Source organism: Dechloromonas denitrificans, assembly GCF_001551835.1.
Lineage (GTDB): Bacteria > Pseudomonadota > Gammaproteobacteria > Burkholderiales > Rhodocyclaceae > Azonexus > Azonexus denitrificans.
In genome coordinates, this window is record NZ_LODL01000039.1 from 104,455 (window position 1) to 118,418 (window position 13,964).

The 13,964-nt window shown below is 56.3% G+C and carries 4 protein-coding genes; all 4 read left to right on the forward strand.

What is annotated here, in order from left to right; translation table 11 throughout:
* Nucleotides 1-17: 17 nt before the first annotated feature.
* Entirely contained in the window at nucleotides 18-2,120 is a 2,103-nt protein-coding gene (locus AT959_RS18780; RefSeq protein ID WP_205629966.1) for a peptidase domain-containing ABC transporter, read from the forward strand.
* Entirely contained in the window at nucleotides 2,117-2,806 is a 690-nt protein-coding gene (locus tag AT959_RS18785) for a glycosyltransferase (protein WP_066886756.1), read from the forward strand. The genes AT959_RS18780 and AT959_RS18785 overlap by 4 nt, the downstream gene beginning before the upstream one ends.
* Nucleotides 2,807-2,909: 103 nt before the next feature.
* Nucleotides 2,910-3,587, forward strand: coding sequence for a hypothetical protein (locus AT959_RS18790; RefSeq protein ID WP_066886761.1), 678 nt, complete (start codon nucleotides 2,910-2,912; stop codon nucleotides 3,585-3,587).
* 64 nt (nucleotides 3,588-3,651) lie between these two features.
* Nucleotides 3,652-13,964 (forward strand): calcium-binding protein (locus tag AT959_RS21660; protein WP_066886765.1); only part of this gene is annotated, 10,313 nt, incomplete at its 3' end.

Genomic DNA, 13,964 nt, shown 5'->3' on the forward strand with positions numbered 1-13,964 from the left:
AACAGGGGGGGGCAGAGGTGCTTTGGCTGCTTGGCAGCCTATGCAGTCTCTATCGCATTCCCTTCGATCAGAAGCTTATTGAGCAAGATTTCCCACCACCGTATAGCCTCGCCACTTTCCACGAAGCTGCCCGTGCTCTCGGGTTCAAGACCGGCCATTGTCCTCACCCAGCCGACTGGCAAAAGCTGCCGCTCCCGGCTATCGCTTTCCTGCGCGCCGTGCCGGAAGCAACTGCAGAGGAAGCCATCCCCGTCATTCCGGTCCTCATTCTCAAAACCGATGGCCACAAGCTTCTCTACTTTCGAGCCGGTTCCCAGACTCCGGAAACCTTCAGCGTCGAAGATGCAGCCAGCCAGTTTGAGCCCGAACTGATCCTTGCCTCCCGCGAAGCCAGCGGCACCAACAAGGAAGGCGAGATTCCCGGCTTTAAAGCCGAGTCCATGACATTCGGTTTCTCGTGGTTCATCCCCGAACTGCTCAAGCACAAGACCATCTGGCGTGACGTACTGCTTGCCAGCCTCGCCATCCAACTCGTCGGTCTGGCTACCCCGCTGTTCACCCAAGTCATCATCGACAAGGTCGTCGTTCACCAGACCCATAGCACCCTGATCGTTCTTGGCGTAGCCCTGGTCATATTCATGCTCTTCACCAGCGGTATGAGCTGGCTGCGCCAATACCTTGTGCTGCACACCGGCAACCGTATCGATGCGGTTCTCGGTAGCCAGGTTTTCCGGCACCTGCTCAGACTGCCCTTGCCCTATTTCGAGAATCGCCCCACCGGCACCCTGGTCGCAAGACTGCACGGCGTCGAGACCATCCGCGAATTCGTCTCCGGCGCCGCCGTCACGCTGATCCTCGATTTCCCCTTCCTACTCATCTTCTTGGCTGTGATGTTTGCCTATAGCTGGCAACTCTCGCTGATCGCGGTCGGCCTGCTGGGCGCCATCGCCGTCATCAGCTTCCTCGTCGCGCCGCTCTTTCGCGACAAGCTCAACCAGCAATTCATGCTCGGTGCCCGAAACCAGGCCTTCCTCACCGAATACGTCTCGGGCATGGCCACCGTCAAGTACCTGCAGATGGAAGCCGACATCGAGAAGAAGTACGGCGACTACCTCGCCCAATACCTCGCCGCTGGATTCAGCACCAAGCAAGTCGGCAACACCTACAACACCATCAGCAACGGCCTCGAACAAATCATGACCCTGGCCATCCTGATCGTCGGCGCCCTGCTCGTCATGCAGAACGAGGGTTTCACGGTGGGCATGCTCGTCGCCTTCCAGATGTTCGCCGGGCGAATGAGCCAACCGCTCTTGCGCCTCGTCGGCCTGTGGCAGGAATTCCAGCAAGCCAACATCGCCGTCAAACGCCTCGGTGACATTCTCGACATGCCGCAGGAGCCGCATACCCTGACGCCGACCCGCGAAAATCAGGGGCCGGGCCGAATCGACCTCAGCCATCTCGCCTTCCGCTATTCGGAACATCACCCCTGGCTCTACCGCAATTTGAACATGACCCTTAAGCCCGGCCACTTGACCGTGCTGATGGGCCCCTCCGGTTGTGGCAAAAGCACACTGGCCAAGCTGCTGCTCGGCTTCTACCAACCGAACGAAGGCCAGATTAACCTGGATGGCAAAGACATCCGCCATCTCGCTGCCAACGAACTCCGAGCCACCTTCGGCGTCGTGCCGCAGGAAACGGTACTGTTCGCTGGCACCCTCTACGACAACCTGGTCATGGCCCATCCCCATGCCAGCTTCGAGGATGTGATCCAGGCGTGCAAGGCGGCGGAGATACATGAGGTCATCGAGCAACTACCAAACGGCTATCAGACGGAGATCGGGGAACGGGGGACGGGGCTATCGGGTGGGCAAAGGCAGCGGATTGCCATTGCCCGGGCGTTGCTCAAGCGGCCAAAGATTCTGGTCTTTGATGAGGCGGTTTCCAACCTCGATCAGCACACGGCTGAACATTTCGCCAAGACCATCAACAAGCTCAAGAGAAAAGTGACGATGCTGTTTATTACGCATCAGATTCCCAGGGGGTTGATGGTCGATGAGGTCATCCAACTGGGCGACCAGCCGCACGCTATGGAAATCGTCGAGGAGCAGACTCGACCATGAGCGGAGCGACACGCAATATCCTGCTGATCCACCCCAATTTCCCCGGCCAGTTCCGCCATCTGGCTAGACAATGGGCCGGCCGGCCGGACCTGCGCGTCGTCGTCCTCGGTAATACCGATTCACCGGGCATCCCCGGTCTGCGCCATCTGCGCTATCGCTCACCGGATGCCAAACCCGGCGGACATCCCTATCTGCGCCCCATGGAACAGGCCGTACGCGTCGGCCAAGCCGCCGCCCGCGTCTACCGCCGGGTACTTCAGGTATCGGCAACTCATGTTTACCTGTCCTATCCGTTCGTGCTGTCGTGGTCCATGCTCGAAGCCATGGCCAGCGGCTGCCTGGTCATCGGCGCCGACACGGCGCCCGTCCGCGAAGAGCTGCGCCATGGCGAGAATGGTTGGCGGGTCGATTTCTTCGACGATGCCGTGATCGCCGGGCGCATCGTCGAGGTGCTGAACGATCCGGCAGCGCAGGAAGCTCTGCGCCGGCAGGCCAGGGAAGACATGGTTGCTGGCTACTCGTTGCGTCAGGGGCTGGCGGGCTACGAGCGTTTGTTGGGGATTGCCGCTCCCGAACCAGCAAGCCCACGCATCATCCCGAATACACTCAGCCAGCAGAAGCCGCCAAGCCAAAACCAGACACGCCCCTTGATCGGCGGGCTGCCGCTGTGGAGACAGATCGCATGAACAGTGAATTACAAAATTCGATTAACGGTAGGAGGAATCTTGTCGTCCTCAAGAAGCGGCTAAAAATCCGCATACCCATCCCCAACCGGTCAAGGAGTGCAGCATGAGTATCAAATTCAGACCGCAATTCAAGGGTTTCATCGCTGTTGCAGCGCTGACGTTACTTGGATTGAGCGGCTGTACGGGTGGCATAGCCGCTCGCACGATGGGATGGCAAGAAGAAGTCCTGTTGCACGATGGACAAACTGCAATCGCAGAACGTCATTACCAGCTAGGGGGATATTCGACGCCGGCGAGTACGGATCGAACTGCACTGAGTCAGACCATAACCTTCAAGGTGCCGGGTCTGAAACACCGCATCGTCTGGGAAACCGATTTCCGCGATTCCGTGCCCGAACCGAACAGCTTAAACCTGCTGCTGTTCGATGTGGTGAACGGCATACCTTACATCGCCACCTACCCAGCCGGTTGTATCGCCTACAACAAATGGCAGCGACCAAATCCCCCCTACGTTCTGTTCAAGCATGCACAAAGCCGGTGGCAACGTATCTCCATGGCGGAATTTCCTGCCGAGCTGACAAAAACAAACGTCATCGTCGGGCGCCCCGCTACGGAGTTGCTGAAGTCCTACTACACGGTGGAGGGCGTCGATGCCAGGAATTATTACCTGGAACCCCAATACAAGCGCATTTTGAGGGAGGCGTTATCCGACAGCGAGCTTTGCCCTGATTGGGGGGCGCAACGCTACCGTAGCCCCGTACCACCTTTGCCGATCAATTAAGCGACACGTTCCCAGGCACTCGCTGCACAAGCCAAGAAATCGACTTTTTAATGGAATTCAAATCATGGCAACAACAATCGACTACGCAGTGCTGGCAGGAAGGGCATATCAAACGACTCGCGCCCCGCTGAACTGGTTTCCTTTGCCCGATGAGTGGCTTGAATACTTTCATGTTCCAAACAACCCTGATTTTCCGCAGTTCAAAGCAGCTACCGGTTTTGAGGCCATATCTTTCCAAAACAAGGCGAATCCGAGAGAAATCGTCATCTCCTTCGCTGGCACCGGCGGGGATGGCGATTGGAGTCATGGCAACATCCCGCTGGCGTTGGGCAGGCTGCCCGACCAGTTGCGACAGGCGGCGGACTACTACCTGCAAGTCAAAGCCAGCGCACCTACCGGTTCAAGCATCACCTTTACGGGGCACAGCCTGGGTGGGGGGCTGGCCTCCCTGATGGCGGTCATGTTTGGTGAAAAGGCCGTCACCTTCGACCAAGCCCCCTTCCGCAACTCAGCGCTGACGTATACCGTCACCGACCCGGTTAGCGGCAGCACAATCCGCTCCGTAGCCCAAGACCTGCTGGACTACCTCCGGGGCCAAACGGCCAATGGTCAGCCGAAGTACGGCACAGCGCGTTTGCAAGGCCTGATCGACTATGTGGCCGCCCTGCAGAATGCCGCTCCGGATGTCCTACCCAACGAGGGGAGCGTCACCAACATCAACGTGGACGGAGAGATTCTCACGGTTTTGCCGGGGTTCCAACGCATTGGCGCGCAAAGCAACATCCCGCAACAGAATAACATGCAAATCCCTGCGTTACGGGAGATCGAACTGCACTCGCAAGCTCTGCTCACCGCCTTCCTGCAAAGCGACCCCAATGCCGCAACCAACACCGACGCCAGCGCCAAGACCTTCAACCGGGTCACCTTCAAGCTGCCCGAGTTGTTGAAGATGATCTTCGACAAGAACCTGTTCGCCTTCGATCCAAACAATAAAGACAATCCACAACGCAATTTCCTCGAACACATCGTCCGCCACCAGGCCGGCATGGGAAGCAGCCTCCCCGCCGACGACATGGTCAAGCGTTTCACATCCGACCTGTGGAAACTCGCCCAGGAAGGCGGGCTGACGATCAACGACGGCTACGCCGGCAATGCTGAGGTGCGCAACATCAGCAAGGCCCTGGCGGCGTTTGCCATGCAGTTCTATTACGAAGACACCGCCAACGCCAACGACAGCAAGAAACACCTCTTCACCGACCTGGCTGCGACCGGCGAAGGCAGCAGCGGCATCCGCTTCGCCATTGGCGACGTCTCACAGAAAATCGCCGCCGCCATCGCAGAGATGGATGCTGGTGGCGAGGTGGTGAAACTGGATGCCAAGAAAGATGGCAAGTTCATCCTCAAGGGATACGAGTTCTTTGACCAGTATCTCAACACTGGGCGTGTTGAAGGCATGGCGGCGTCGGGCATCTTCAGCAACGAAGAGCTCGGCCAGATCAAAGCCTTCCTGCCCTACATGCGCGACTGGTATGTGCAGGCCGGCGCAGGGGGCATGACCGCCACCGACACCCAGAACCGCGGGGCCTTCATGCTCGGCGGCAATGGCAGCGACACCCTGACTGGCGGTACCGCCAACGATCTGCTGGTCGGCAACGCGGGCAGCGATCTGCTCAATGGTGGCGAGGGTAACGACGTACTGCTCGGCGGTAGCGGGCAGGACATCCTGAAAGGGGGGAAAGGCGTCGATCTGCTGTTGGGGGGGGGCGGGAGCGACACACTCGACGGCGGAGCGGGAAATGACCTCCTTAGAGGGGGCGACGGAAACGACACCTACACGTTCACCGGCGACTACGGTATCGACATCGTCACCGACAGCGATGGCAGCGGTTCGCTCCAGGTCGATGGGCAAACGCTCGGTGGCGGTAGCAAGATATTGGAGAACGTTTACAAGGACAGTGCATCGGGTCAGGCTTTCGTGAAGCTCAACGGCGGGAAGACTCTTGTCGCCCTCAAAGAAAGCACGAAAAGCCGCATTTTGGTCAATGACTGGCCGGCTGCGGGTACCTTGGGCATCGTTTTGCAAGACAGTACGACGACGGTTCCTACAGTGACGCTGATGGGCGATTTCAAGAAAGCAATCGATAACCACAATACCCCTGAAATCACAGACGATACTTATGTGATGGATGGTGAGAACTACGCCAAAGATGGTGCGGAGGCGAATGCGCTGGACCAGATCAGTGGCACTACCGGAAACGATGTAATTGATGGCGGTGGCGGTGACGATGCGCTGTCGGGTAAGGCGGGCAACGACTACATTCTGGGAGGGATAGGCAATGACCATATCCAGGGGGGATTGGGAGCGGATACGATCTTCGGTGGGGATGGTCATGACAAAATCTTCGGCTCCAGCGACAAGGCGCACTACAACCCAACGCGCGTGGATTTTGAACGTCCAGTCAATGACTATTTCAATCCTCAAGGAACGGGCTTTAACTGGACGGCCGGATATTTCATCACTTCTGCCAATGGGGTGCCTCGAGCGTTTTCCAACGCGCCACGAAACCGACTCGATGGCGATCAAGGCAACCTTATTGACGGCGGCATTGGCAATGATTTCATTGCCGCTGGTACCGGGTCGGATATCGTCCATGGTGGTGCTGACAATGATCTGGTCTATGGCATGGACCAGGGAGATATTCTGTTCGGCGATGGCGGTAACGATCTGATCTATGGTGACGGTAACCAACCTGATGGTGTGTCGGTTGTCTGGACGCTTCCAGAAAACCACGGAAATGATGTGATCGATGGTGGTAAAGGTAACGATTACCTGATCGGTCAGGGGGGAGACGATATTGTTTTTGGCGGAGAAGGGAAGGATTCCATTTGGGGTGACGACGATCCAGTCAGTCAATGGGCAAATTCCAAAGGGGATGACTACCTATTTGGTGGAGAGGACGAGGACCAGATTTTCGGCGGGGCCGGTAAGGATTACTTGGAAGGTGGCACCGGCAATGACACGATTTGGGGTGAGGTAGGGGACGACGTCTATTTTTACAATGCAGGGGACGGCGTAGATACCATTCATGACAATGAAAGAGAGAAGAACATTCTCCGCTTTGGCGCTGGTGTCGATGCCTCAACCATCAAGTTACGCCTGGGTTCGCTCATGCTTGATATGGGCAATGGAGATGCTATTCACATTGAAGATTTCAACCAGAACGATGTGTTCAATAGTTCTTCCATAGTTAGTTTCGAGTTTGCCGACGGCAGTACGCTGACCGACAAGGAATTGCTAGCACGGGGCTTTGATCTGGATGGAACCGACGGTGATGACAGTATTGCTGGAACCAATACTACCGACCGGATCAGGGGATTCGCGGGGAACGATGCACTGATCGGGCGTGCTGGCAGCGACCAACTCCTCGGCGGGACAGGCAACGATAGCCTATTTGGGGATGCCGATGATGTGGCGTTAACGGATCAGGGCGACGATTATCTGGACGGAGAGGCGGGGGACGACTATCTGCGCGGGTATGCCGGCAACGACACGCTCATGGGGGGGATTGGCACGGATCGGCTTTTTGCAGAGGCCGGCGATGATGTGCTGGATGGTGGTGCCGATGATGACCTGCTTTATGGCGGAGATGGCAACGATGTTCTGGCCGGCGGGGTTGGTACCGATTTTCTGCAGGGTGGTGCCGGAAATGACACTTATCTCTATCGCATTGGAGACGGAACCGATCATATTACGGATGCGAGTATTGCAAGCGGCACTCCGGGAGGCTCATTAAGTCTCAATACAATCAAGTTTGGGGCCGGCATTGCCCCGTCGGATATCAAGCTGGATTTCTTTCTTGGAAAACTGAAGCTGGTGATCGGCAGTGACCCAAATGATGCGATCTACATCGATGGATTTGATCCCAATGACGCCTTGGCTACTAAGAGCACTCCGGCGATCAACCGTTTCCAGTTTGATGATGGAACGGAGATTACTTATACACAATTAATCAATCAAGGTTTCGATCTCAGTGGTTCTGCAGACAACAACGTCATCAATGGGACTAACGTTACTGACCGTATCGCCGGAGGCGCCGGTGGAGACTTGTTGATTGGCGGGATTGGTGATGACGTGCTTTCCGGTGGTGACGGTATAGATATTTACCGGTTCTCCGCAAATTTTGGATCGGACGTCGTCATTGATAACGCTTCGGAAAACAGCATATTGCGTTTTGACTTCGGCCTTAATCCGGAATCCTTTTCTGCAGCCCGGATTGGCGACGATCTCCATTTGTCCTTGAATGCTTCCTTAGGGAGCGTCCTGATTAAAGACTATTTTGTCGCAGAGCAATCCAATTGGCAGGTTGATTTTGAAGGTCAGCAATCAACTCCGCTTTCGGAGATATTCTCTGGGGCGATGAGTAGGTCTGCCTTGGGTAAGCTGTGGACCGAGACACGAAATCAGGTGATTTCCAGCCGTCTCGAGTCTGAACTGCAAGGTCAGAGCTATTTTTCCTACGAACTGGGGAAAACACTTCAGTATCCCTCTATCAATTTGGGAAATCTGGCTTTTGAACGAACCCTGTCAAATATTGGGGCATTTCAAAAAATCACTGATTTATCGACCACAACGCTTGCGACCCTCGACGGTAAAGTCCTGTCGCAGACAGACAGCGTTAATGAGTCGTCGAATTTTCAAGGGTGGCTATACGGTGACAGTGCGAGCCGCTACATCGTTAAGTACGAAGTCCGGCGCAATCAAAGCAACGATCTTTTGATTGAGAACAATGCTGTAGGCGGTATTGACCAAACGACAGGGACTGCGATTGCAAATATTTCCTTGGGAGACCGCCAAACGAATTTCCAGAGTTCCCATTGGAGTTACTCTGATTTGGTCAGAAATGAACAAGGGGAGGCTGTTGGGCAGAAGCTTACCCAGTATTGGCGAGATACCTATCAAGTATATGGATTCGTCAGCAGCTTTGATGATGATTTGACCGGTTGGACTTCTCAAGAGAATAGCGTGCTTGGGAACAGAATGGCGGTTCGCTATTCGTTATCGACTCAGCATTTGTCGTTGGTCGATGAAATCGTTGCAGGTGACGCGGATAACGAGATTCATGCGAATAGCTGGGCGACTGAGTTGGTCGACGGCGGAGCCGGCAGCGACACCATTGTCAGTGAAGGTGGCGCAACCCAGGTAGACCTTTTATACGGAAACACCGGCAACGACATCATTCGCGGAAACGGTGCAATTCTGGTTGGCGGTGAAGGCAACGACCAACTCTATGGTGGTCAATTGAGTGACCGGTATGTCTTTCTGGACGCAGCCGAATCGGGAGCTGACCTGATTCAGGATGCCGGCAGCAGTTTGGATGATTACAAGAGCTGGTTTTATGGGCAACAAGGGATATCGAACTACCGGGAACTCAGTCCAGTAGAGCATTGGGCGATCTGGCCTGGTGATGGTGGCCCAACCTTCTACTCGCGCCCGGAGATGGATGCGTGGTTTGCCGCGAGATATCCCGAGTGGTCTGTTGCCGAAGCCATTGCGTCGGGCGATTTGGTGCACTTCCCGGCCTTGCCTCCCATGTTGATCGGAAATAGCCGAGACTACGCTTTGAAAGCCGATACGGGAATCGGGGCACAGGATATAGTAGTTCTGCCCGAGGCCTTGAAACTGGCTGACCTATCCTTCTCTTGGGGTGAGCATGATGATGGCGATGGCCAGCTACGACTAACCCTGGATGTGTCTTGGAATGGTGCCTTGCATGCACGGATCGTGATGCCGAATGCGAATGACCCGATCGGGTTTGGCGTTGAAGGCTTCAAATTCGGCAAGGGGCTCTTCATGCCAATGTCTCAAATACTCCAATTCGCTCCGGCGATGCCTAACCTGGGTGATGGCACCCAAATCGGAAATGCCCAGAGCGACCAGCTGACTGCGGGCAATAGTGCTGAGGTGCTGTTCGGAATGGCTGGGAACGACACGTTGGTCGGCGGTGCTGGCAACGACACCTTGGCCGGTGGCGAAGGCAATGACCAATTGATGGGGGGCCAAGGAAACGATGTATATGTGGTGCATTACAGCAGCGACCAGGACCTGCTGCAGGACTCCGGAGGGGTGGATACGCTGCAGTTTGCCTACGATGTCAAGCCGGAGGAGGTCTCGGTAAGACGGGTTGGAAATGACTTGGTGCTTTCACATTCTGTCCGGGGCAACAAAATCACCATGGTCAACTGGCTGCTCGATACGCAGCAACGCATTGAGCAAGTCAGGTTTCTTGACGGCACTGGCTGGGATACCAATGTGCTGATTGCCAAGGCGGATGCATACGGCGCTATCGTCGGAACGGATGGAAATGATTCCCTGTCAGCGGACGAGTACGACAATACCCTTTTCGGTTTGCGTGGCAACGATTTCCTCAATGGTGGTGCTGGCGACGACGTGTACGTCTTTGCTAGAGGCGACGGGCAAGATGTCATTGACCAGAGCGGTGCGGTAGTAGGCGACCGCGATATCGTGCGGTTTTCCTCTGGAATATCGCCGCAAGACGTGACGGTGTTAGCCAACAGCTACGATCTCGTACTGCGGATCAAAGGGAGTACGGATAGCCTGACGTTGTCGGATTGGCTGAAGGGGGAAAGCACCCGAGTCGCCGCTGTTGAATTCGCCGATCAAACGGTCTGGGACCAAGGGGCGCTTGAGCTTGCGCTACAAAATCCACCATCCGACAACGAAATAATTGGTACCGAGGACAATGATCCGTGGCTTTATGGCACCGAGGCTGGCGATGCGATGTATGGCCTTGGCGGGGATGATGAACTGGAAGGGATGGGGGGCAATGACGAACTTCATGGTGGCCTTGGTGAGGATTATTTGATCGGGGGCCCTGGAGATGATGTTTATATCTTCCAGCGAGGCGACGGATATGATTTGGTTTCCGATGAGGATTCGCTTTCTGAAGATATAGACCAAGTCCGTTTTGGTCAGGGCATCTCGCCCGATGACGTTTCTGTAGTGGCCGACGGAGACAACTTGGTGCTGACTATCGCGGGTTCGGAGGATCGAATCGATCTGTTACGTTGGCGACATCCCGTAGGTGCTCAAGTAGCGTCTGTTGCCTTTTCTGACGGAACAGTCTGGGATACGGCTGAGCTTGAGGAGCGGGCCGGGATCGGTAAAACACTCATTGGGGGCGCTGGTAACGATGTTCTAACTGGCAGCCAAAAAGATGACGTTCTGTTAGGCGGCTCTGGAGACGATATTCTGATTGGTGGTCTAGGAGATGACTTTCTGATTGGAGGGGCTGGCGCAGACACCTATGTGTTCAACTTGGGAGACGGCCAAGATTGGATTGAGGAATTTCACCCGGAGAATCTGGCAGGGAGCAACTCCGAGAACGTGATTCGATTTGGAGCGGGAATCGCCCCTTCGGAACTAACTATTCGGCTTGAGGATGGCGATCTCTACTTCCGTATCCTCAGTTCAGGCGACTCAATTGGCTATGGAGGAAGGCTTGAGAATGCCCCTCGCCTTGAATTCGCCGATGGACAAGTAATCTCGCCATCCGAAGTCAAGGCTGCCATTGTGAACCTGAGTGGTGACGATGGGGATAACTGGCTAGTTGGGACTTCGGGAAATGACTTGCTGCAAGGCGGTGGTGGGAACGATGTCATCGTTGGCATGGGCGGCGACGACCATATGGTTGGAGGGGCCGGGGATGACTGGTTTCATCAGAACGGGGGTAATGACCTGCTCGAAGGAGGCATGGGAGGCGATGCCTACATTCTGACGCGCACGAGCGGACGAGATGTAATCGTCGAACTATCGGGTGATGACAGTCGGGACTGGTTGGGAATTGATCGCTCGATTCTGCCCGAGGATGTGTACTACACGCGTTTTGCCGGCGATGGAGATGATTTGTTGATCTCTGTTAACGGTTCCTCCAGTTCCCTGTTAGTACGAGATTGGTTTGCGACCACTCCTTCTCGTCTGGAATATTTTTCTTGGTCTGCAACCGATTCGTATTGGGAGAGTCCAGACATCGAATCGGCTGTTTGGGGGAGCAACGCAAGTGATAGCGAGCCCCCCAATATCAACGATGCACCCACCGGCACGGTCACGGTCACCGGTACCGCCACCCAGAACCAGAGGCTGACCGCCGATAACACCCTCGGCGACCTCGATGGCCTGGGCGCCATTGGCTACCAGTGGCAATCAAGCGCCAATGGCACGACCTGGAACGATATTGCCGGCGTAACGAGTACGAGCTTCACGCTGACCGCGTCGCAAGTCGGCCAACAGATGCGGGTAGTGGCCAGCTACGTGGATGGGCGTGGCACGGCTGAGTCGGTGGCCAGCGGCGCCTCCGATGTTGTGTTGAATGTGAACGACGCACCCACCGGCACGGTCACGGTCACCGGTGCCGCCACCCAGAACCAGACGCTGAGCGCCGGCAACACCCTCGGCGACCTAGATGGTCTGGGCACCATTGGTTACCAGTGGCAGTCGAGCGCCAATGGCGCGATCTGGAACGATATTGCTGGCGCGACGAGTACGAGCTTCACACTGACCGAGTCGCAAGTCGGCCAACAGATGCGGGTAGTGGCCAGCTACGTGGATGGGCATGGCACGGCTGAGTCGGTGGCCAGTGGCGCAACCGATGCCGTGTTGAATGTGAACGATGCGCCGGTGTTGTCGATGACACCGAACAGTCAATCGGCGACGGAGGGTGTGGCCTTCACTTACGTCTTGCCCAACGGTACCTTTGCCGACCCGGACGTTGGTGACACACTTGCCTATACGGCCAAGCAAGCTAATGGAAATGCCTTGCCGGCATGGCTCACGTTCAATGGCACCACACGTACCTTCACCGGCACTGCAGGGCAAGCGGACATCGGGCTGATGCAAATTGTGGTGACTGCAACGGATGCGGGCGGATTGAGCTGTAGCACCAATTTCCAAATGAATATCGCTGCTCATGTGCCGGTCAGCCTAATCGGAACGACTGGTGCCGACACGCTCTATGGCTTTTCAGGGGCGGATACATTGGACGGTGGCCCGGGTGCCGATACCTTGATAGGTCGCGGTGGCGACGATACGTACTTTGTCGACAACACCGCCGATGTGGTGACCGAAGCGGCCAATGAAGGTGCCGACACCGTCAAATCCTCTGTCACCTACACACTCTCGACTAACGTCGAGAACCTGACCCTGACGGGCACGGCGACTATCAACGGCACCGGCAATACGCTTAACAATGTCCTGACAGGCAATTCCGCCGCTAATACGCTGACCGGTGGTGCCGGCAACGACACCCTGGATGGCGGCGCGGGCAACGACACGATGGTGGGCGGTCTGGGGGACGATACCTATCTCGTCGACAGCGCGTCCGATGTTGTGACAGAGAATGCCAGCGAAGGTACCGATACCGTCCGTAGTTCCGTCACGCTGACGCTCGCCAACAACGTTGAGAATCTGCTCCTGTCTGGCACGACGGCCATCAACGGTACTGGCAACACCCTAAACAACGTCATCACAGGCAACAGTGCGGCCAATACGCTGTCCGGCGGCACCGGGGCCGATACGATGATTGGTGGTGCCGGCGACGACACTTATGTCGTCGACAATACCGGCGATATCGTCACCGAAAATGCCATTGAGGGCACGGATCTCGTCCAGTCGGGTGTCACCTATACACTCTCGGCGAATGTCGAGAACCTGACCCTGTCCGGCACGACGGCCATCAATGGTACCGGCAACGCGCTGGACAACGTGCTGACCGGCAATACGGCGGTCAACACGCTGACCGGAGGGGCCGGTAACGACACGCTGAATGGTGGTGCCGGGGCCGATACGATGATCGGCGGTGCTGGTAACGATAGCTACGTTGTCGACAACGCTAGCGATGTCGTTACCGAACTGCTCAGCGAAGGTACCGACCTCGTCCAGTCCAGCGTGACCACCACGCTTTCGGCTAATGTCGAGAACCTGACGCTGACCGGGACGACGGCCATCAATGGTACCGGCAACGCCCTGGACAATATCCTGATCGGCAACAGCACCAACAACACCCTGACTGGTGGCGACGGCAACGACACGATCGATGGCGGGACAGGTAACGACAGGATGGTGGGCGGTCTGGGCGACGACACCTATGTGGTCAACGTCAGCACCGATGTGGTGACTGAAGCCGCAAACGCCGGCAACGACACCATCCAGTCCGCTGTGACGCTGACGCTGACCACCAACGTCGAGAACCTCGCTCTCACCGGCACCACGGCCATCAATGGTACCGGCAACACACTGAGCAACCTGGTGCGCGGCAACACTGCCATCAACAAGTTGAACGGTGGCACCGGCATTTTTTTTTT

What these genes read in the sequence shown, in the direction of transcription:
- AT959_RS18785 (WP_066886756.1), top strand. Translation starts at nt 2,117, where the DNA reads ATGAGCGGAGCGACACGCAATATCCTGCTGATCCACCCCAATTTCCCC.
- AT959_RS18790 (WP_066886761.1), top strand. Translation starts at nt 2,910, where the DNA reads ATGAGTATCAAATTCAGACCGCAATTCAAGGGTTTCATCGCTGTTGCA.